Here is a 20173-nt window from a genome sequence, read left to right as displayed (position 1 = left end):
AAATTAAAGAATAAATCAGATTTTATTTGCGCTATAAGAATAGTCGCTCTATAGCGCAAAAAGGCCGGTGATTAAATAATCACCAGCCCTTGCCTGATTTCTCAGGCAGCGAACCTAGCAAAAGCTAGATTACTTAACCTCAACTTCAGCACCAGCTTCAGTAAGTTCTTTAGCAAGAGCTTCAGCTTCTTCCTTAGAAACACCTTCTTTAACTGGAGTTGGAGCAGCTTCAACAAGTGCTTTAGCTTCTTTTAAGCCAAGACCAGTTGCGCCACGAACAGCTTTGATTGCCGCAACTTTATTAGCGCCAGCGCCAGTAAGGATTACGTCAAATTCTGTTTTCTCTTCAGCAGCTTCAGCAGCAGGACCTGCTACCATAGCAGCTGCAGCAGTTACGCCGAATTTTTCTTCCATTGCTTCAACTAGAGCAACAACGTCCATTACTGACATTTCAGCAATTGCGTCAAGGATTTGGTCTTTAGTTACAGACATTACAAATTTCCTAATAATTAACGGACTCTAAGGTCCAAATAAATTTACACCGAAAGGGATTAAGCAGCTTAAAATTAAGCAGCTTGCTCTTCTTTCTGTACACGTACTGCTTCAATTGTTTTACACAATTTACCAGCAGACGCTTCTTTCATAGCGCTCATTAAGCGTGCAACAGCTTCGTCGTATGTAGGTAGAGTTGCAAGCATAGCTGCGTCTACTACATTACCTTCAAAAGCGGCCGTTTTAAGCTCAAATTTCTCATTCTTTTTCGCGAAATCTGAGAAGATACGCGCAGCAGCACCTGGGTGCTCTGATGAGAAAGCAATTAAGCTTGGACCAACAAATGAATCAGATAGGCATTCAAAGTCCGTTCCTTCAAGAGCACGTTTAGCTAGAGTGTTACGGACAACTTTCATCCAAACACCATTTGCACGAGCTTCTTTACGAAGGGCAGTGATTGCACCAACTGTTACACCACGAGAATCTGCAACTACTGCAGATAGAGCACCAGTGGCTGCTTCGTTGACTTCAGCAACAATTGCTTTTTTGCCTTGAAGATTTAAAGCCATGGGTGTTACTCCTGGTTTAATGGGTTACCGTACATCGGCTTCCCTGTTTTACTCTTCCCCACCAATAAAGGTGGAGATGCTTTTTACGGCGAGAGCCAGAAGATTAGGAAAAATCTATCTGGGGATTCACACCGTCTACGTAGGTAATATTAAGGCCGAAGCCGCCTACGGTCTTGGACGGAAGCCCAATTTATCGCGTTGCCCTAAGGCGCTTCGAAATTATGGACTTCAACCCGAATTCTTTACTTTGTGATTAACTAAATTAATCAGCAAAATGGCGCAAAATTATAGTACAAATTTCACGCCATGTAAACACTCAATTAAGCAACAACTGTGCTTAAAGTGCTTTGGTCAACAGAAACACCTGCGCCCATTGTTGTAGAGATAGTTACTTTCTTCAAGTAAACACCTTTAGCTTGAGAAGGTTTAGCCTTCTTAAGCGCAACAATTAGAGCTTCAAGGTTTTGTTGTAACTGCTCAGCAGTGAAATCAACCTTACCAATCGTAGTATGGATGATACCATTTTTGTCATTGCGGTAACGCACTTGACCTGCTTTCGCATTTTTAACTGCTTCTGCAACGTTAGGTGTTACAGTACCAGTTTTAGGGTTTGGCATTAGACCACGTGGGCCTAAGATTTGACCTAGTTGACCAACAACACGCATAGCGTCTGGTGATGCAACAACAACGTCAAAATTCATCTCGCCTTTCTTAACTAGATCAGCAAGATCTTCCATGCCTACAAATTCAGCACCGGCTTCTTTTGCAGCTTCTGCATTAGCGCCTTGAGTGAATACAGCAACACGAACGTCACGACCAGTACCGTTAGGTAGTACAGTCGCACCACGAACGTTTTGATCAGATTTACGAGCATCGATACCAAGGTTAACAGCAACGTCAACACTTTCTACGAATTTAGCTGTCGCTAATTCTTTTAAAAGAGCAACTGCTTCGTTAATTTCGTAATCTTTAGTTACTTCCACTTTTTCGCGGATAGTACGCATACGTTTAGTTAATTTAGCCATTATCTTAGTCCTCTACGTTCAAGCCCATCGCACGCGCAGAACCTGCGATAGTGCGAACCGCAGCTTCTAAATCAGAAGCTGTAAGGTCTGGTTTCTTTGTCTCAACGATTTCTTCAAGTTGAGCACGAGTTACTGTGCCTACTTTTTCAGTGTTAGGACGGCCTGAACCAGATTTGATACCTGCAGCTTTCTTAAGTAAGTAAGCAGCCGGTGGCGTTTTCATGTCGAACGTAAATGAACGGTCGCCGTAAACAGAGATCACTACAGGAACTGGAGCGCCTTTTTCGATAGATTCTGTACGTGCGTTGAACGCTTTACAGAATTCCATGATGTTTACACCGTGTTGACCTAGTGCTGGACCTACTGGAGGACTAGGGTTAGCCATACCAGCAGCAACTTGTAGCTTGATTAGAGCTTCAACTTTCTTAGCCATTATAAATACCTCATTAGGTGGGTCTTAGCCTTGTGCGCGCGAGGACGCGTACTCTAGCGGCTTCCCAGTTTAAAAATTGGTTTCTCACTTTTTAGTAAACAGTTAAACAAACGCTTTCCCTGAATACAAAAAGGCCGCTGATTATAAGTTAATCAGCGGCCTTTTTCAAGCTTCGTGCCAAAAATTAAGAAACTTTTAACACAACGCTTTAAATCAATTACTTATCTTGTTCAACTTGACCAAACTCAAGTTCAACTGGCGTAGAACGACCAAAAATAAGTACCGATACTTTTACGCGGCTCTTTTCGTAGTCAACTTCTTCAACCACACCACTAAAGTCAGCAAATGGACCATCAGTAACACGAACCACTTCACCTGGTTCAAATAATGTTGCTGGTTTAGGCGCTTCAGCGTTTTCTTGTAAGCGATTAAGAATGCGATCAGCTTCTTTAGAACTAATTGGTGCAGGACGGTCTGATGTGCCACCAATAAAGCCCATAACACGTTCAGTGCTATTTACTAAGTGCCAGCTTGCATCGTTCATATCCATTTGTACTAGTACGTAACCTGGGAAGAATTTACGCTCAGACTTACGCTTTTGACCAGCACGCATCTCAACTACTTCTTCAGTAGGAACTAATACTTCACCAAAGCTATCTTCTAGGCCTTTGATTTTAATGTGCTCTAATAATGTTTGAGCAACACGCTTCTCATAACCTGAGAAAGCTTGTACTACGTACCAACGTAGTTTCTTTTCGTTATTCTCATCCGACATGGGATCAGATCTCCAATCCAGTTAAAAAGCCTACAGCGCGGAATAAAATGCCATCTAATCCCCAAAGGATAAGTGCCATAATCACTGTTGCAACCATTACGATTAATGTCGTGTGCATTGTTTCTTGACGCGTTGGCCAAATTACTTTGCGTACTTCAATACGCGCTTCTTTAGCAAAAGCAAGGAAGGTACGTCCCTTAAAAGTTTGCGAAGCAATAGCTAAACCCGCCGCTATTGCAACCACAACGCCAATAGCACGTAGTAATACAGACTGATCTGCAAACATATGATTACCAACGACTGCGCCTGCAAGTAGCGCAATTGCTACTAACCACTTTACTGACTCCATCCCACTTGATGGTGTTTCTATATTCGTGCTCATAATATTATTACCTTAACTACAGACACAACAACCCTGCACGTCGACAGGGTTAATCCATTAAAATCTAAACTTAAAAACAAGCTTATTCAAACCAATTTTTAGTTCTAGACTTTATTCACTTGTAAAAATTGGCAGGGGCGGAGAGATTCGAACTCCCAACCGTCGGTTTTGGAGACCGCTGTTCTACCAATTGGAACTACGCCCCTGCAAAGTGGATGCCTATTATACTTACGCAATTCATTAACACAAGAGTAAAGATAGTCATCTGATAAAATCTTCACTGTTAATAAGTTTATAGGCCTGATAATCAAATTAATCCTGTGGCTTTCATCCGTTTAGAAACATTTAATACGTATTAGTCAAATCACTTTTTAATGATCCACTCGTAATAACTCACCGCGATAAAAATCACACAATAACCATATTTGTTCAAATTGATGGGTATTTGGAAAACATACTTTTTTAACTGCCGCTTCAAAGTCGCTCTTATGCCAAATAGTACTAGCGTTACGAATTAACAACCACGTACGCTTTGAATAATAACGCTTAGTCGCTTTTTGTTTTAATAAGCGCTCCAACGCTGATTGCAACCGGTGTTCGCTTGGTTGTTGCGCCATGTCGGCTAAATCACGCTGCATTTGTATCGACAGTGGCCGGCCTAACACGGCCATGGCTTCCGTTTCACTGGCATATAAATGCGCCACCTCTATATCGAGTTGTTGATTTTCTTGATAACAGCTTACATCGGGTCTATTCGGTTCATTGTGCCAAATATGGCGCATGTGAATTCCCGTTTGTTGTTCATAACATCGCAAAAACAACTTGGCCGCATCGTGCTCTAATTGTTGTTTTTCGGCATCACTGCTGCGCTTCATTCAACACCTTATAAACGTCATTTAACAGCGATGAGGCGCCAAACCTAAATGTATCTGGTGCTAAATAATCATGCCCCATAATCTCGGTTGCTAGGTGCAAATAAGCATTTGCATCTACTGTTGTTTTGATTCCACCTGCAGCCTTAAAACCTACTCGCTTTGATGATTTTTTGATGGTTTTAAGCATTATTTCAGTTGCTTCAAGCGTGGCATTCACCGCGACTTTTCCTGTACTGGTTTTTACAAAATCAGCCCCGCCTTGGATGGCAAGTTCGGTTGCTTGAGTAATAAATGCTACCGTTTTTAGCTCGCCAGTTTCAATGATCACTTTGAGCTTAGCACGGCTGCCACATACCTTTTTACTCTCACTCACGTATTCCAGCACGGTATCTACTTCACCTTTTAAAAGTGCTTTATAAGGAATAACTAGATCAATTTCATCGGCCCCCCGCTCTAAAGCTATTAGCGTTTCATTAAGCACTTCATTGAGTGGCGCATCACCAGAGGGAAAGTTAGTTACGGTGGCCACCTTTACATGGCTCAATAAGCGATTAGCAAGTGCTATTTTAGCGTCATCAACAAATTCACTAAACACACAAAGCGCAGCAGGCGTGCCTAGCTTAGGATTTATACTGTTTACTAATGCGCTAATACTGGCTTGACTATCATCAGTGTTTAAACTGGTTAAGTCCATTAAGCTAACGGCTAGCGTGGCGTTTTGAGTATTGTATGTCATTTTATGCCTATGAAATTGTGTGACCTTAAACTATATAAGCATCATAGCTTAAACTTGCTATAGTTCATAACCAAACACTATAAGCGCGTTTTTTATACTAAACGTCACTCTACCCCTTACTAAATACGATTTAGACCTAAAAAACACAATTGATATAACTTTTAAGAATAACAACTAAGATTTAATTATTTTTTACTTATCAATAGCCACTATATTCTGCTTCTCAGTTAAACACTTTATTATTTTTTAGGGGCGTTATTCAGTGCAATATTTACCTATCTTTACCAAACTCGACAACAAACCCGTATTGGTTGTTGGCGGTGGAGAGGTTGCCTTGCGAAAATGCCGTGCGTTTTTAAAAGCACGCGCCAATGTAACGCTAGTTGCCCCTTGGTTTTGCGAAGAATTAAAAGAACATGCGCACAACAATGAAGTTACTTTAATAGATGCCTATTTTGAAGAGTCACATCTTGATGGCAAAATTTTGATTATTGCCGCCACCGACAATGATGAAGTTAATAATACGGTTTTTGAACTCGCCAATGCACGTAATGTGTTTGTGAACGTGGTGGATGATCAACCTAAATGTACCTTTATTTTTCCCTCTATTGTTGATCGCAACCCAATTACCATAGCGATTTCAAGTGCAGGTACCGCACCGGTATTAGCAAGACGTTTACGTGAAAAGCTCGAAACTCTAATCCCGCAGCATATCGGCCCACTCGCTAACTTGGTCGGTGGCTTTCGCCATAAAGTAAAGCAACGCTTTAAACATTTTGCTGATCGTCGCCAATTTTGGGAAGGCGTGTTTGATTCATCAGTAGTAAGCAAAGTCCAAACCGGTGATACCCATGGCGCTGAGCAACAACTAGAGCAAATGCTAGATGCCAAAGTTGAACCAGAAGGCGAAGTATACGTAGTCGGTGCAGGCCCAGGCGACCCGGAGCTACTCACCCTAAAAGCGCTGCAACTAATGCAACAAGCCGATGTGGTGGTATATGATTACTTGGTATCCGATGAAATTATGGAATTAGTGCGTCGCGATGCCGATTTAATCTGTGTGGGTAAGCGCTTAGGCGATCACAGCGTAGCTCAAGAAGATACAAATAAGATGTTGGTTGATTTAGCACAACAAGGTAAAAAAGTGTGCCGAATTAAAGGGGGTGACCCATTTATTTATGGCCGTGGTGGCGAAGAAGTACAAGTACTGGCAGCCAATAACGTAAATTACCAAATAGTGCCAGGTATAACGGCAGCCGCCGGATGTAGTGCCTACGCAGGTATTCCTTTAACGCATCGCGACCATGCCCAAGCTATTCAGTTTGTTACCGGACACTGTAAAAAAGAAGGCCAAGAGCTTAATTGGCAGTCGCTTGCACAAAAAAACCAAACACTGGCTATTTATATGGGGGTAATTAAATCGCCGCATATTCAAGCCGAGCTATTAAAACATGGGCGAGCAGCAACAACACCTGTGGCCATAATTGAAAACGGTACACGCAAAAATCAACGTGTTGTCACAGGACAGTTAGGCCAATTAGCGCAGCTTATTGAGCAGCATCAAATTATTTCACCCGCGTTACTGATTATTGGTGAAGTAGCTTCGCTGCATCAAGAATTACACTGGTTTGGTGAAAAAGCGCAGATCAGTAGCTTTGCTCAACCGCTTACAGACGTGGCGTAATTTAACAGATTTTAATTTAATCATTTTAGTAGGACGACCAACAATGGCTTTAACTCACCTTCAGCAACTTGAAGCTGAAAGTATCAAAATCATGCGCGAAGTCGCCGCTGAGTTTGAGAACCCAGTTATGCTTTACTCAATCGGTAAAGACTCATCGGTACTTTTGCACTTAGCTCGTAAAGCATTTTACCCTGCAAAAATTCCGTTTCCGTTATTACACGTAGACACCAACTGGAAGTTTCGTGAAATGATTGAGTTTCGCGACCGTTTAGCCAAAGAGTATGGCTTTGATTTAATCGTACACAAAAACCCTGAAGGCATCGAAATGGGTGTAGGCCCATTCACGCATGGTTCGGGTAAACATACAGATATCATGAAAACTCAAGGGCTAAAGCAAGCGCTCAATAAATACGGTTTTGACGCCGCATTTGGTGGCGCACGTCGTGATGAAGAGAAATCACGGGCTAAAGAGCGCGTGTATTCATTTCGTGATAAACACCATCGCTGGGATCCTAAAAACCAACGTCCTGAGCTTTGGAATACCTATAACAGCCAAGTGAATCCAGGTGAAAGTATTCGTGTATTCCCGCTGTCTAACTGGACTGAACTAGATATTTGGCAATACATATATCAAGAAAATATCGAAATGGTGCCACTTTACCTTGCTAAAGAGCGCCCTGTAGTAGAGCGCGATGGTACTTTAATTATGGTTGATGACGATCGCATGCCACTTAATGAAGGTGAAGTACCGCAAATGAAGTCGGTTCGCTTTCGAACCTTAGGCTGTTATCCACTCACTGGCGCAGTTGAATCAACGGCCAGCAATCTAACCGAAATTATTGAAGAAATGCTGCTTTCATCGTCATCTGAACGTGAAGGTCGAGTGATTGATCATGATTCAGCAGGCTCTATGGAGAAGAAAAAACGTGAGGGGTATTTCTAATGTCTAACCTAAATAACGATACATTTAATGAAGTAAAAGAAATTGGTATAGACGCTTACCTAGCACGTCAACAAGATAAAAGCTTATTGCGTATGCTGACTTGTGGCAGTGTGGATGACGGTAAATCAACCCTCATTGGCCGCCTATTACACGACAGTCACCAAATTTATGAAGATCAGCTAGCCGCGCTTCATAAAGATAACGAAAAAGTGGGTAACGCCGGTGAAGATCTTGATTTAGCACTGTTAGTAGATGGCCTACAAGCTGAGCGTGAGCAAGGCATAACAATTGACGTAGCGTACCGTTACTTTTCAACCGCTAAGCGTAAGTTTATTATTGCCGACACCCCTGGGCATGAGCAGTACACCCGTAACATGGTAACGGGTGCATCAACCAGTGATGTTGCCATTATTTTAGTGGATGCACGTTATGGCGTGCAGGTACAAACTAAGCGCCATAGCTTTATTTGTGACTCATTAGGCATTAAACAGTTTGTGGTTGCGGTTAACAAAATGGATATTGTTGATTTTGACGAAACCGTTTATGAAAAAATTAAAGCCGATTATTTAAAATTTGCCGAGCAACTTAACGTATCAAACATTAAGTTTGTACCTATGTCGGCACTTAAAGGCGATAACGTAGTAACCCGCTCTGCACATACTCCTTATTACACCGACAAACCATTGCTTGAGCTGTTAGAAGATTCACCAGCCGCTGAAATCGACACCGGTTTTGAAGCGCGTCTTCCGGTGCAATACGTGGTACGCCCTAATCTAAACTTCCGTGGTTTTCAAGGCACGCTTACATCGGGTAAATTACGTGTAGGTGATGAAGTAAAGGCACTGCCTTCAGGTAAAACATCACATATTAAAGAAATTGTTACTTTTGATGGCAACCTAGATACTGCACAAGCTGGCCAAGCAATCACAGTGACACTTAATACTGAAATAGATATTAGCCGAGGGGATGTGATTGTACCGGCAAACTCGCAAGCTCAAGTAACCAACCAATTACAGGCTAAAATTGTGTGGATGCACGAATCGCCATTGGTACTCGGTAAAAGCTATAACCTTAAACTTGGCAGTAAAAACACCTCGGCCACGGTCACAAAAATTGACCACACTATTGATGTAAACACCCTAGAGCATGGCAGCGCAGATTCATTACAGTTAAACGAAATTGCGATTGTAACACTGGAGCTGACCGAGACTATTTTAGCGGATCAGTACCATCACAATCATGAAACCGGTTCGTTTATTCTTATTGACCGTTTATCAAACTTAACGGTTGCAGCAGGAATGATAGAGCAAGTACTGCAAAGTGAAGAAAATGCGGGTAAATTTAGCGACTTTGAAGTTGAATTTAATGCCCTCGTACGCAAGCACTTTCCACATTGGCAAGCGCTTGATATTTCAAAGCTATAACATTAATGAACGCCTGTTAGGAACATTTAAAGCATGGTAGAACAGCTCATTTTAACAGGCATTATGTTGCTTTTAGTCGGGTGCCTGTTTGGCACCCGTATTAATCCTGCGTGGTTATTTGTCAGTGCCATAGGCACCAGCTACCTAGCGGGGTTAATTGACTTAGAAAGCATGCTGGTTAATTATACTAATCCATCATTAATCACCTTAGTGTTATTAATTTTAGTGTCGATAGCGATAGAAAAAACCACGCTTATTCAACGCTTAGCTAAATCGTTATCCAGTGGCAGTTTAGTAAAATCAGTGACCAAGCTTGGGCTTTCTACGGCGTTTTTGTCTTCCTTTACTAACAATACTGCGGTGGTTGCTTCTTTAATTACCGCCATAAAAGATAACCCAAACCACTCCCCTTCAAAGCTGTTGCTACCCTTGTCGTACACCGCAATTTTAGGCGGTACTATTACACTCATCGGTACCTCTACTAACTTAATCGTAAATGGCTTTGCAGTAGATGCGGGGATGGCACCATTAGGCTTTTTTGATTTTACCTTAGTGGGTTTAGGCGCACTCAGTGTTGGCTTAATCACTATTTTGGTGATGCTAAAATGCCTGCCCGACAATGGTAAAAATAGCCAAGAGGTGGTGCCTTTTTATTTAGAAGGGAAAGTACAAACCGGCTCTAAACTAATAAACCGCACCGTTGAAGAAAACGGTTTACGCGATTTAAAAGACTTGTTTTTGGCTGAAATTATTCGCGATGGCAATCGCATTTGCGCCGTGACCCCCCAACATATTATTCAACAAGACGACATACTGCTGTTTGTAGGCGATATAAAGTCAGTGCCTTTGCTCACTCGCTTTGATGGATTAAAAGTAGTGCACGACAAACACGAGAAAGACATTGAACACCTCGTTGAAGTTGTGGTTAGCCAGTCGTCTAAGTTAATTGGCAAAACGGTAAAAGAAGCCCGCTTTAGAGAGCAGTTTCATGCGGCCGTTATTGCTATTCGCCGTGGGCATGACCGTTTACGAGGTGGGCTTGGCCAAGTGCGATTACAAGCGGGTGATTCATTAATCCTCGCACCAGGAAAAAGCTTTTATAGCCTCACGAACTTAAAACGCGAGTTTGTGTATATTTCAGGGCTTGATTTACAAACCCACCTCAACGCAAAACAATCAAATATTGTGTTGTTAAGCTTTGCGGGTGTGCTGGGGTTAAGTATTTTAGGTGCAGTACCGCTGGTTAAAGGCTTGTTAGTGTTACTTATTGGGCTGATGATGTGTGGCACGATTAAGCTGAGCGAAATAAAACGCCGCTTTCCTATTGAGTTACTTGCCGTAGTAGGTAGTGCCATAGGTTTAGCTAAACTGATGATAGGCACCGGCCTTGCTGGGCAAATATCAGACGCCATGTTTGTAGTGCTAGGCGACTTTGGCCCTTATGGCGCGTTTATCGCAATCTTTTTAATGACGGTGTTATTTACCGAATTGATCACTAATAACGCCGCAGCGGCACTTTCGTTTCCGGTTGCCTACTCATTGGCTATTGGCTTTAACGTAGAACCTTTGCCGTTTATTATGGCGGTTGCATTTGGCGCCTCAGCCAGCTTTATTTCACCTTTTGGTTATCAAACTAACTTAATGGTTTATAGCGCGGGTAACTACCGACTAAAAGACTATGTAATGATGGGGCTACCCCTTTCTATTATTTATTCAATTACCGTACTAACTTTGATCCCGCTGGTATTTCCGTTTTAATGCCCGCGCTTATAGCATAAAGAGACACAGCAAATGGATAACAATATTGTTTGGCATAATTACGCCACCACTAAAGTACAGCGCAGCAAACAAAAAAAGCATAAGCCGGCTATTTTATGGTTTACTGGTTTTTCTGGCTCAGGTAAAAGCACCGTTGCTAATGCACTAGAAGCGGCACTCAATCAGCAAGGTGCGCACACGTACCTACTTGATGGCGACAATGTTCGCCATGGTTTATGTAAAGATTTGGGCTTTAGTGATGCCGATCGCGTTGAAAATATCCGCCGCGTAGGCGAAACAGCCAAGCTAATGGTTGACGCTGGTTTGTTAGTCCTTACTGCGTTTATATCTCCTTTTAAAGCTGAGCGCGACATGGTTCGTGAGTTAGTAGATGAAGGTGAATTTATCGAAGTTTTTATCGACACCCCTCTTGAGGTGTGCGAAAGCCGCGACCCAAAAGGCTTATACAAAAAAGCACGCGCCGGTGAAATTAAACACTTTACCGGGATTGATTCAACCTATCAGCCGCCGGTTAATCCTGAAATAATTTTAGATACCAGTAAAAACACCCTAGACCAATCGGTAGCTCAACTGATAACGTATCTAAAACATCAGCATATACTATAGGCCCATGTAATGAACCACACTGAACTGCTAGAAGAAACCCTTATTCTCGCCCGCAAAGCGGGCAGCGCGATTATGGGTATTTACAATAAAGACTTTAACGTTGAGTACAAAGCCGATGAAAGCCCTGTAACCGACGCCGACTTAGCAGCTCATAAAATCATTAGTGCAGGACTAAAAGAGCTCACCCCAGATATCCCTGTGCTTAGTGAAGAAAGTGCCGATATTGGTTGGGATGTACGCCAAACATGGAAAAGCTACTGGCTGGTTGACCCAATCGATGGCACCAAAGAATTTATAAAAAAGAACGGCGAGTTTACCGTTAATATTGCCCTAATCGAAAATGGCAAACCGGTTTTAGCCGTGGTTGATGCCCCTGCACTGGGTGTATCTTATTTAGCCGCCGAAGCCATTGGTGCTTTTAAAGATAAAGGCGATGAGCGCATCGAGCTTAAAGTTACCACCAAGCCTAACAAAGGCCTTATTCGTGTTGTAGGTAGCCGCTCCCACCCTTCCCCTGATTTAGCTGAATTTGTAAAACGCTTTGATGAGGTTGAAATGGTATCAAAAGGCAGCTCACTCAAACTGTGTTTAGTCGCCGAAGGCAGCGCCGACATTTACCCGCGCTTAGGCCCAACTTGTGAATGGGATACCGGAGCAGGCCACGCCATCGCCGAAATAGCCGGTGCAAAAGTAACTCAACTTGATGGCAGCCCGCTTTTATATAACACCAAAGATGAATATTTGAACCCGTATTTTGTAGTGAGTGCGGTGGAAGAATAAAAGCTAAGAGTTGCGAGCTACGGGCTTAGAGTCGCGAGTAGCTCAATGGCAATTTAAACACCGTAGGTTGGGTTGAGTGGAACGAAACCCAACAAGCACTTAGCACTTTAACAAATACATATAAATATATTCCCCACACTCTTAACTCAAAAAAGTGAACATTATTCACGCATTTCGCGGCATATTCCTACACTAATTGCGCAGCTTTTAAACGCTGTTTCGTATTCGTGACAGTCAGTAACTAATACGCTACAACAAATTTATATCCAAGACATAAAAACACATGAAATGAGTGCCTAAAAACTATATTCTTCGGCGCAATTATTATTATAAATAATGGATACACACACATGACAACATCTCAAGGTGCAACGCTTTCAAATGCATCATCACAAGACACACACACGTCAAAATGGAACCTACATGATACGCAGTGGACACTGAGCCTTTTTGGCACCGCAGTGGGCGCGGGCATTTTATTTTTACCTATCAATATTGGTATAGGCGGGTTCTGGCCGCTGATTATTCTAGCAAGCTTAGCCTTTCCAATGACCTTTTTGGCGCACCGTGGTTTGGCGCGTTTTGTATTATCGTCAAAAAATAAAGAGGCTGACTTTACCGATGTAGTAGAAGAGCACTTTGGCGTAAATGCGGGTCGACTGATCTCCTTGTTATACTTTTTATCGATTTTCCCTATTTTGCTTATTTACGGTGTGGGCTTAACCAATACGGTAGACAGCTTTATGGTCAATCAATTAGGGATGGAGTCGCCGTCACGCGTTGCTTTATCGGGTATTTTAGTTGCGCTAATGATTGGCTTAATGATGGGCGGTGAGCGCTTAATGCTGCGCGCCTTTGCTATTTTAGTTTACCCGTTAGTAGGTATTTTATTCTTTTTGTCTTTGTATTTAATCCCAAGCTGGCAAATGCCCGATACAAGCTTGCCTGAACTTGGCAGCTTTAGTAAAACACTTTGGTTATCAATTCCTATTATTGTATTTTCGTTTAGCCATGCAGCGGCTATTTCAAGCTTTGTTAATAAACAACGCAGTCACTACGGTGAACTAGCAACGTCTAAGTCAGAAGCAATTCTAAAACGTACCAGCTTATTACTGATCACCTTTGTTTTGTTATTTGTATTCTCGTGTGTGTTATCGCTTACAGGTGAGCAAATGGCAGAAGCCAAAGCGGCAAACGTCTCTGTTTTGTCTTACTTAGCTAATATTACAGAAAACTCATTTATTGCAACGCTGGGACCTTTGGTTGCCTTTATTGCTATTATGTCGTCGTTTTTAGGTCACTTTTTAGGGGCGCGCGAAAGCTTTACTGGGTTAGTGACTAAACACTCAAGCATGAGCCCTAAAGTGGCTGACAAAGTGGGTGCGGTACTGATGTTTTTCGCTATTTGGTTCTGCGCGGTTAAAAACCCAAGCATACTAGATATGATGGATCAGTTATCAGGCCCAATCATTGCGATGATTTTATTCATTATGCCAATGATTGCAGTTTACAAAGTGCCTAGCTTACAAAAGTACCGTAATCGTTTAAGTACCTTATTTGTACTGGCTGTCGGTTCATTAGCTGTGTGTGCGTTACTGTACAGCATGCTTAGCTAAGCAAGTATTTTTTACAAAAGCCCTGCTCATTTACTTGAGCTTTCTCAGACAAATAAAAATGGCGCTCAATGAGCGCCATTTTTATTTAATTCGTTGCTATTATTCTGTATCTGGCAGGTTACGGCCATAGAATATTTCTTGCATTTCACGCGTTAGTTTTGAGCGAATCTCTTCTTCTTCGTCATCTGACAAATCATCAGTAGATAAACCAAATAAATACGTATTTAAATCGGTCTCTTTTAGCATCATTTTGGTATGGAACAGGTTTTCTTGATACACGTTCACGTCCATCATTTGGTACGCTTCTTTGGTATCTTCTGTCATGAAGTTTTGAATCGAATTAATTGCATGGTCAATGTAATGTTTAACGCCGTTTACATCACGGGTAAAACCACGCACACGGTAATCAATCGTTACCACATCAGACTCAAGGCTATGGATTAAGAAGTTTAACGCTTTAAGCGGCGAAATAATGCCACAGGTTGATACTTCAATATCAGCACGGAAAGTACAAATACCATCATCAGGGTGTGCTTCAGGGTACGTGTGAACACAAATGTGACTTTTATCAAGGTGTGCAACCACTGAGTCAGGTAACGGCCCTGGTGCTTCATCAGCATCATAATTTTGCTGCTCTTCTACTGGCTCTTCTGAAACCAAGATAGTTACGCTGGCACCTTGTGGCTCGTAATCTTGACGTGCAATATTTAAAATATTGGCACCAATAATATCAACCACATCACCTAAAATGTCGGTTAGTCTATCTGCACTATACTGCTCATCGATATATTCTATATATTCTTTACGTTGTTGCTCTGTTTTTGCATAGCAAATATCGTAAATACTAAAGCTTAGGCTTTTAGTTAAATTATTAAAGCCATGAAGTTTAAGTTTATCGAAGGGTTTGTTCATATAAACCAACCTATAAATTAGTGAAATCTGCACCTGCAGAATGAAAAGTTCGCGGATTTTATACGAATTTTACTCACGGAAAAAGCGTTATTTTGCCTGTTCTTGAACAACTTCATGGCTGTGGGTAATTTCTACTGTTTTATCAAGCATTAATGCAACTGAACAATACTTTTCTGCCGAAAGCGAAACCGCTCTTTCTAGGTGCTTTTCAGATACATTATTACCGGTTACAACAAAGTGTAAATTAATTTTGGTGAACACGCGCGGGGCTGTTTCTGCTCGTTCAGCGGTTAACTGCACATCTACTGATGAGAACTCTTGCTTAGTTTTTTTTAAAATACTCACCACATCAACCGATGAACAACCACCAACCGACATCAATACCATTTCCATTGGGCTAGGTGCTGCTCCGTCACTGCCCGCATCAAACACGACATTATGATTGCTATTAGAGCGACCGATGTAAGTATTACCTTCAACCCATTTTACATTTGCTTGCATTGTTTTATCTCAATAATTTATATTCATTACACGCAGACACTCGCACGCATTTAAAATTAAATAGCGAATAAAGCGTGGTTTTAAAGGGGGAAATATTAACTAATAGCGTTATCAAATAAGTTTTTGACTAGCCCTGCAAACTCATCAATAAAAGCATGCTGTTCAACTGTGGCGGTGTGAGAAGTCACACTGCTGAGTACTTCTTGTAAGTCGTAAACAATGCCATCAACTTCGCGTACAATTTGACTACGCTGCTCTGTAGATAGATCGGGGTGTTGTTGACAAATGCGTATGACATTTTCGGCAATTACATCTTCGATTAACTCAATAACCGTTGGTGCACCTGGCTTTATTTCACCTGGTTTTTCAAACAACGCTAAGTTCTGAGTTAGGTACATTATTAAGTCATCGTACCCTTGCCTGTTTAAAACCATTGTCTACTTACCTCGAAAATACTGGTTGTTTAATTTAAGCAGAAAGCACTGATAATTGCTAGCTTTGTGAGATTGCAGTACTAAAAAAGCAGCCGAAGCTGCTTTTTTAGTGATTTATTACTAGTTTAAAAATCGATTAATCGATTTTTAAACCTGGGCTTAATGTTGCTGGCATGGTTACTTTTTCAAGCTCCACAGACGCAACAGGGTATGCACAGTAGTCAGCGGCATAATAAGCGCTTGCTCTGTGGTTACCTGAAGCACCAATACCGCCAAACGGCGCTGCACTTGATGCACCGGTAATTGGACGGTTCCAGTTAACAATACCTGCACGGATACGACGTAAGAAATGATCGTAATCGGCTTGGTTATCACTGAGTAGGCCTGCTGATAAACCAAAGCTCGTGTCGTTTGCTTTATCAATTGCTTGGTCAAAGTCATCAAAACGGAATACTTTTAGAAGCGGACCAAAATGCTCTTCATCTGGGAAGTCATTGATATTTGTACACTCAATGATACCCGGTGTAACAAAACCAGTGTTTGCTGTGTGCTTAAGTTCAACTAGCACTTCGCCACCCATGGCCTTTAACTCATCTTGTGCTTTAACCATTCCAGCGGCAGCGGCCGTTGAAATCATAGAGCCCATAAATGGTTGGTCAGCATCGTCATAGTTACCAACTTTGATTGCTTTAGTCGCTGTAATTAGGCGAGCTAAAATTTCATCGCCTTTAGCACCTGTTGGTAAAAACAATTTACGCGCACACGTACAGCGTTGGCCGCTTGAGATAAACGCAGATTGCACAATATCGTGCACAACAGCAAGCGTATCTTCTGCATCTTTAACGATCAGCGGATTATTACCACCCATTTCAAGCGCTAAAATCTTACCTGGTTGACCTGCGAACTGCTCATGTAAAATATGACCCGTACGAGAAGACCCAGTAAAGAATAAACCATCAATGCCTTTGTGTGATGCCAATGCTTTACCTGTTTCAACTTCACCTTGTACAAGGTTAATAACCCCTGCTGGTAAACCGGCTTTTTCCCATAGTTTAAGGGTTAGCTCAGCCACCATAGGTGTTAGTTCAGACGGTTTAAATACCACGGTATTACCAGCTAAAAGTGCAGGTACAATGTGGCCATTTGGTAAATGCCCAGGGAAGTTATAAGGACCAAATACAGCAACAACACCGTGTGGCTTATGGCGGATCATCGCACGGCCTTGCGGCATCGCGTTTTCAACGTCGCCGGTACGCTCTAAAAATGCTTTTTCAGCAATGGCAATTTTTCCGACCATGGCACCCGCTTCAGTACGCGTTTCCCAAAGTGGCTTACCTGTTTCTTGAGCTATTGCCACAGCCAACTCTTCGCTATGCTCTTTTAACGTTGCAGCAAAGGTTTTTACAATTTCTAAGCGCTGCGCAAAGCTTTTATCAGCCCAGCTATAAAATGCTTCACGCGCAGAGGCTACCGCGCTATCTACTTGCTCAGCGCTTGCAGCTGATGCCTGCCAAATAACATCGTTATTTGCAGGGTTAACTGAGTTAAATTCTGTGCCTTGGCCTGGTGACCATTGACCATTAATAAATTGTGCAGGATGAGTCATATACTTTCTCCTAAATTAAACTGGGGTAGCAGTAACAAAATCGCCCGATTTCAAATGTAATGCATCAGCAAGTTGCTGTGTTAATACCAGGCTGTTTGAGCGCTCGTCAAATGCCATTGGCGCTACTGTTGCTCTAAAGTCTTCAAGTTTGTCATTGGCTAACAACACCATGGTATCGCCTGTCATTTCGCCAATTTCAACGCTAAAGTTTTGTGCATTGCGAATTGTCGCAATGTTATCTACTTTTGCTTCAACGGTTGGACCCGCATCAAAAATGTCAACGTAACCATTAAAAGTAAAACCTTCACTTTTCAATAGTTGAATTGCAGGGCGCGTATTGTCATGCACTTGACCTATAACCGCTTGCGCGTCTTTACTCAATAAGTTGACGTAAATTGGGTATTTAGGCATAAGCTCAGCAATAAATACTTTTTGCCCTATTCCCGTCAGATAATCTGCCGTTGGGAAGTCCATAGAGAAAAAGTGCTCTTCAAGCCACTGCCAAAATGGGCTACTACCGTTTTCGTCAGATACACCGCGCATTTCTGCAATAACGGTTTGTGCAAAGCGCTGTTGATGCTGTTTTATAAACATAAAACGCGCTTTTGAAAGCAGCTTACCGTTACAATTTTTACGATAGCCGTCTTTTAAAAACAGTGTGCACAGCTCTGTCGCCCCAGTGTAGTCATTACAAAGGGTGAGAATATCTACCGCTTTATACACATCTAGCGTGCGCGAAGAGTGAATCACTTTACTCAAATGATAATGATAAAATGCGTCATCTAAGCCAACTGCGGCTTCAATACCTGAAGTACCGACTACTTCACCAGTTTCAGTATCTTCAAGAACAAATAAGTAACCCTCATCACCTGGTTGTGATGTTGTTTTTGTAAATGAGTTAACTGAATGCGCTATCTTCTTTTGTAATAACTCTTCATTATTAGGCAAAGAAGTAAAGCCATGTCCCGACTCGTCGGCGATGGTTACTAAAGCTGCATAATCACTTTTTTGGATTGGGCGAAGGATCATCATGAATCCGCTTACTCCCTTATATATAACGGTAAATAGGAACTGCAAGGCAAACTACGTTTGCCCCTAAAGCAGTTGAATTAGCAATTACGCATTTACAACGTGGGCTACTGCTTTTTCAAAGCGTGCCATACCTTCGCGAATATCCGCTTCAGGTATGACTAAAGAAGGAGTGAAACGAACCACATCAGCACCAGCAACCAATGACATTAAGCCATGCTCAGTACCGGCAACTAAAAACTCTTTTGCACGGCCTTTGTATTGCTCGTTTACTACAGCACCAATTAATAAACCTTGGCCACGAATTTCACTAAATACGTTGTACTTATCGTTAATGGCATTTAATAGCTCAGTAAATAACGCCGACTTTGCTTTAACGCCCGCTAAAACATCTGGGTTATTTACAGTATCAAATGCGGCTTCTGCAACTGCACACGCTAATGGGTTACCGCCGTAAGTAGAACCATGAGTACCTACTTTGAGGTGCTGTGCAATTTCAGTGGTTGTTAGCATAGCGCCAATTGGGAAACCGCCACCGAGAGCTTTTGCTGAAGTTAAAATATCAGGCACTACGTTTAAACCTTGGTATGCATATAGCTCACCTGTACGGCCAACACCTGATTGCACTTCATCAAAAATTAGCAATGCATTGTGCTTAGTACATAAATCACGAACGCCTTGAGCAAATTCGTCAGTTGGCGAAATGATACCGCCTTCGCCTTGAATTGGCTCCATCATTACCGCACAGGTGTTATCGCTAATCAACGCTTCAAATGCGGCAAGGTCATTGTAGTCACAATGAACAATGTCGCCTGGCTTAGGACCAAAACCGTCAGAGTAAGCCGCTTGACCGCCTACAGTAACCGTGAAGAAGGTACGACCATGGAAACCTTTATTAAAGGCGATAATTTGCGACTTTTCCGCGCCAAATTTATCAAGCGCAAAACGACGCGCTAATTTAAGTGCCGCTTCGTTTGCTTCTGCGCCTGAGTTTGCAAAGTAAACTTTTTCTGCAAAAGTCGCATCAACCATTTTCTTAGCTAAGCGAAGCGCTGGCTCATTGGTCATTACATTAGATAAATGCCAAATTTTTTCGCCCTGCTCTTTTAATGCACCTACTAATGCAGGATGGCAATGGCCAAGACAGTTAACGGCAATACCACCAGCAAAGTCGATAAACTCTCGTCCTTGTTGATCCCATACACGAGAGCCTTCGCCTCGAACTGGAATTACGCTTGAAGGTGCGTAGTTAGGAACCATTACGTGATCAAATAATTCGCGATTGACTGTCATTTTATTTCCTCTTAATTGTGTGCATCACAAAGCAGTAGAATAGGGGTGTGATTATTGTTAATAACCAAATAGGTGGGCAAAATTAATACGATTATATTTGCCTGAAACTACGTTGTGGTTCAATTTTCAGGCGCTCATTATTTCAGAAATTTGGAGTTATGTCTCTTCAAAAACTTTCATGTACCCCTTTAAAATAAAGGGCTTAAGATATTATTTCATAGATAGTGAATAACTATTTGGCAGCTAAAAATAACGCATGCTTACCTTAGTAAGCGCCTC

Annotated in this window: 21 protein-coding genes and 1 tRNA gene; 7 read left to right on the top strand and 15 right to left on the bottom strand. The window is 42.0% G+C overall.

What is annotated here, in order from left to right; genetic code table 11:
* Positions 1 to 129: 129 nt before the first annotated feature.
* The 9 genes from rplL to deoC form a co-directional block, all read right to left on the bottom strand.
* The gene (gene rplL, locus CWC30_RS05690) at positions 130 to 492 is read right to left on the bottom strand and encodes a 50S ribosomal protein L7/L12 (protein WP_016710549.1); all 363 of its coding nucleotides are present in this window, start codon (positions 490 to 492) and stop codon (positions 130 to 132) included.
* Between the two features lie 74 nt (positions 493 to 566).
* Positions 567 to 1061 carry a 50S ribosomal protein L10 gene (gene rplJ / locus CWC30_RS05685; protein ID WP_036981014.1) on the bottom strand — a complete coding sequence of 165 codons (495 nt, stop codon included), beginning with the start codon at positions 1059 to 1061 and terminating at the stop codon, positions 567 to 569.
* Positions 1062 to 1381: 320 nt separating this feature from the next.
* A complete protein-coding gene (gene rplA / locus CWC30_RS05680) occupies positions 1382 to 2086 on the bottom strand; it encodes a 50S ribosomal protein L1 (protein WP_036981010.1) in 705 nt (234 codons plus the stop codon).
* A 4-nt stretch (positions 2087 to 2090) separates the two neighbouring features.
* A complete protein-coding gene (gene rplK / locus CWC30_RS05675; RefSeq protein WP_008108462.1) occupies positions 2091 to 2519 on the bottom strand; it encodes a 50S ribosomal protein L11 in 429 nt (142 codons plus the stop codon).
* A 217-nt stretch (positions 2520 to 2736) separates the two neighbouring features.
* Complete coding sequence (gene nusG / locus CWC30_RS05670) at positions 2737 to 3294, bottom strand: transcription termination/antitermination protein NusG (protein WP_013463844.1); 558 nt, start codon at positions 3292 to 3294, stop codon at positions 2737 to 2739.
* Positions 3295 to 3298: 4 nt separating this feature from the next.
* On the bottom strand, positions 3299 to 3676 hold the full coding sequence (gene secE, locus CWC30_RS05665) for a preprotein translocase subunit SecE (protein WP_036981008.1): 378 nt from the start codon (positions 3674 to 3676) through the stop codon (positions 3299 to 3301).
* Between the two features lie 129 nt (positions 3677 to 3805).
* Positions 3806 to 3882, bottom strand: a tRNA-Trp gene (locus tag CWC30_RS05660).
* 165 nt (positions 3883 to 4047) lie between these two features.
* A complete protein-coding gene (locus tag CWC30_RS05655; protein ID WP_064663604.1) occupies positions 4048 to 4551 on the bottom strand; it encodes a hypothetical protein in 504 nt (167 codons plus the stop codon).
* A complete protein-coding gene (deoC, locus tag CWC30_RS05650) occupies positions 4535 to 5287 on the bottom strand; it encodes a deoxyribose-phosphate aldolase (protein ID WP_069440245.1) in 753 nt (250 codons plus the stop codon). The genes CWC30_RS05655 and deoC overlap by 17 nt, the downstream gene beginning before the upstream one ends.
* A 262-nt stretch (positions 5288 to 5549) precedes the next feature.
* Between deoC and cysG the strand changes: the two genes are divergently transcribed.
* The 7 genes from cysG to CWC30_RS05615 all read left to right on the top strand — a co-directional run bounded on the left by cysG (position 5550) and on the right by CWC30_RS05615 (position 14119).
* Positions 5550 to 6971 (top strand): siroheme synthase CysG, encoded by a 1422-nt coding sequence (gene cysG / locus CWC30_RS05645; RefSeq protein WP_138626638.1) that lies wholly within the window; start codon positions 5550 to 5552, stop codon positions 6969 to 6971.
* 43 nt (positions 6972 to 7014) lie between these two features.
* Complete coding sequence (gene cysD / locus CWC30_RS05640) at positions 7015 to 7914, top strand: sulfate adenylyltransferase subunit CysD (RefSeq protein ID WP_008108450.1); 900 nt, start codon at positions 7015 to 7017, stop codon at positions 7912 to 7914.
* Complete coding sequence (gene cysN, locus CWC30_RS05635) at positions 7914 to 9338, top strand: sulfate adenylyltransferase subunit CysN (RefSeq protein WP_069440243.1); 1425 nt, start codon at positions 7914 to 7916, stop codon at positions 9336 to 9338. The genes cysD and cysN overlap by 1 nt, the downstream gene beginning before the upstream one ends.
* 33 nt (positions 9339 to 9371) lie before the next feature.
* Positions 9372 to 11096, top strand: coding sequence for an SLC13 family permease (locus CWC30_RS05630; protein ID WP_069440242.1), 1725 nt, complete (start codon positions 9372 to 9374; stop codon positions 11094 to 11096).
* Between the two features lie 33 nt (positions 11097 to 11129).
* Positions 11130 to 11723, top strand: a complete 594-nt coding sequence (cysC, locus tag CWC30_RS05625; protein ID WP_069440241.1) for an adenylyl-sulfate kinase — start codon at positions 11130 to 11132, stop codon at positions 11721 to 11723.
* A 9-nt stretch (positions 11724 to 11732) separates the two neighbouring features.
* Positions 11733 to 12503 carry a 3'(2'),5'-bisphosphate nucleotidase CysQ gene (cysQ, locus tag CWC30_RS05620; RefSeq protein ID WP_069440240.1) on the top strand — a complete coding sequence of 257 codons (771 nt, stop codon included), beginning with the start codon at positions 11733 to 11735 and terminating at the stop codon, positions 12501 to 12503.
* 350 nt (positions 12504 to 12853) lie between these two features.
* Positions 12854 to 14119, top strand: coding sequence for an aromatic amino acid transport family protein (locus tag CWC30_RS05615; protein WP_069440239.1), 1266 nt, complete (start codon positions 12854 to 12856; stop codon positions 14117 to 14119).
* A 99-nt stretch (positions 14120 to 14218) separates the two neighbouring features.
* Here the strand turns inward: CWC30_RS05615 and speD are convergent, their stop codons facing one another.
* The 6 genes from speD to CWC30_RS05585 all read right to left on the bottom strand — a co-directional run bounded on the left by speD (position 14219) and on the right by CWC30_RS05585 (position 19894).
* Entirely contained in the window at positions 14219 to 15031 is an 813-nt protein-coding gene (gene speD, locus CWC30_RS05610) for an adenosylmethionine decarboxylase (RefSeq protein ID WP_036980988.1), read from the bottom strand.
* Between the two features lie 87 nt (positions 15032 to 15118).
* Positions 15119 to 15532 (bottom strand): OsmC family protein, encoded by a 414-nt coding sequence (locus CWC30_RS05605; RefSeq protein ID WP_036980986.1) that lies wholly within the window; start codon positions 15530 to 15532, stop codon positions 15119 to 15121.
* 95 nt (positions 15533 to 15627) lie between these two features.
* The gene (locus CWC30_RS05600; RefSeq protein WP_036980984.1) at positions 15628 to 15966 is read right to left on the bottom strand and encodes a DUF3802 family protein; all 339 of its coding nucleotides are present in this window, start codon (positions 15964 to 15966) and stop codon (positions 15628 to 15630) included.
* Between the two features lie 136 nt (positions 15967 to 16102).
* Complete coding sequence (gene astD / locus CWC30_RS05595; RefSeq protein WP_076922670.1) at positions 16103 to 17572, bottom strand: succinylglutamate-semialdehyde dehydrogenase; 1470 nt, start codon at positions 17570 to 17572, stop codon at positions 16103 to 16105.
* A gap of 15 nt (positions 17573 to 17587) precedes the next feature.
* Positions 17588 to 18604, bottom strand: a complete 1017-nt coding sequence (astA, locus tag CWC30_RS05590) for an arginine N-succinyltransferase (RefSeq protein WP_036980981.1) — start codon at positions 18602 to 18604, stop codon at positions 17588 to 17590.
* 84 nt (positions 18605 to 18688) lie between these two features.
* Positions 18689 to 19894 carry an aspartate aminotransferase family protein gene (locus CWC30_RS05585; protein WP_138626637.1) on the bottom strand — a complete coding sequence of 402 codons (1206 nt, stop codon included), beginning with the start codon at positions 19892 to 19894 and terminating at the stop codon, positions 18689 to 18691.
* Positions 19895 to 20173 lie beyond the last annotated feature (279 nt).

The sequence above is a fragment of the Pseudoalteromonas sp. S4741 genome (assembly GCF_005886135.1).
Taxonomy (GTDB): domain Bacteria; phylum Pseudomonadota; class Gammaproteobacteria; order Enterobacterales; family Alteromonadaceae; genus Pseudoalteromonas; species Pseudoalteromonas tetraodonis.
Note: the sequence above shows the minus strand (reverse complement) of the source record. Positions and strands in the feature narration are given on the sequence as shown.

What these genes read in the sequence shown, in the direction of transcription:
- rplL (WP_016710549.1), bottom strand. Translation starts at nt 492, where the DNA reads ATGTCTGTAACTAAAGACCAAATCCTTGACGCAATTGCTGAAATGTCA.
- rplJ (WP_036981014.1), bottom strand. Translation starts at nt 1,061, where the DNA reads ATGGCTTTAAATCTTCAAGGCAAAAAAGCAATTGTTGCTGAAGTCAAC.
- rplA (WP_036981010.1), bottom strand. Translation starts at nt 2,086, where the DNA reads ATGGCTAAATTAACTAAACGTATGCGTACTATCCGCGAAAAAGTGGAA.
- rplK (WP_008108462.1), bottom strand. Translation starts at nt 2,519, where the DNA reads ATGGCTAAGAAAGTTGAAGCTCTAATCAAGCTACAAGTTGCTGCTGGT.
- nusG (WP_013463844.1), bottom strand. Translation starts at nt 3,294, where the DNA reads ATGTCGGATGAGAATAACGAAAAGAAACTACGTTGGTACGTAGTACAA.
- secE (WP_036981008.1), bottom strand. Translation starts at nt 3,676, where the DNA reads ATGAGCACGAATATAGAAACACCATCAAGTGGGATGGAGTCAGTAAAG.
- CWC30_RS05655 (WP_064663604.1), bottom strand. Translation starts at nt 4,551, where the DNA reads ATGAAGCGCAGCAGTGATGCCGAAAAACAACAATTAGAGCACGATGCG.
- deoC (WP_069440245.1), bottom strand. Translation starts at nt 5,287, where the DNA reads ATGACATACAATACTCAAAACGCCACGCTAGCCGTTAGCTTAATGGAC.
- cysD (WP_008108450.1), top strand. Translation starts at nt 7,015, where the DNA reads ATGGCTTTAACTCACCTTCAGCAACTTGAAGCTGAAAGTATCAAAATC.
- cysN (WP_069440243.1), top strand. Translation starts at nt 7,914, where the DNA reads ATGTCTAACCTAAATAACGATACATTTAATGAAGTAAAAGAAATTGGT.
- CWC30_RS05630 (WP_069440242.1), top strand. Translation starts at nt 9,372, where the DNA reads ATGGTAGAACAGCTCATTTTAACAGGCATTATGTTGCTTTTAGTCGGG.
- cysC (WP_069440241.1), top strand. Translation starts at nt 11,130, where the DNA reads ATGGATAACAATATTGTTTGGCATAATTACGCCACCACTAAAGTACAG.
- cysQ (WP_069440240.1), top strand. Translation starts at nt 11,733, where the DNA reads ATGAACCACACTGAACTGCTAGAAGAAACCCTTATTCTCGCCCGCAAA.
- CWC30_RS05615 (WP_069440239.1), top strand. Translation starts at nt 12,854, where the DNA reads ATGACAACATCTCAAGGTGCAACGCTTTCAAATGCATCATCACAAGAC.
- speD (WP_036980988.1), bottom strand. Translation starts at nt 15,031, where the DNA reads ATGAACAAACCCTTCGATAAACTTAAACTTCATGGCTTTAATAATTTA.
- CWC30_RS05605 (WP_036980986.1), bottom strand. Translation starts at nt 15,532, where the DNA reads ATGCAAGCAAATGTAAAATGGGTTGAAGGTAATACTTACATCGGTCGC.
- CWC30_RS05600 (WP_036980984.1), bottom strand. Translation starts at nt 15,966, where the DNA reads ATGGTTTTAAACAGGCAAGGGTACGATGACTTAATAATGTACCTAACT.
- astD (WP_076922670.1), bottom strand. Translation starts at nt 17,572, where the DNA reads ATGACTCATCCTGCACAATTTATTAATGGTCAATGGTCACCAGGCCAA.
- astA (WP_036980981.1), bottom strand. Translation starts at nt 18,604, where the DNA reads ATGATGATCCTTCGCCCAATCCAAAAAAGTGATTATGCAGCTTTAGTA.
- CWC30_RS05585 (WP_138626637.1), bottom strand. Translation starts at nt 19,894, where the DNA reads ATGACAGTCAATCGCGAATTATTTGATCACGTAATGGTTCCTAACTAC.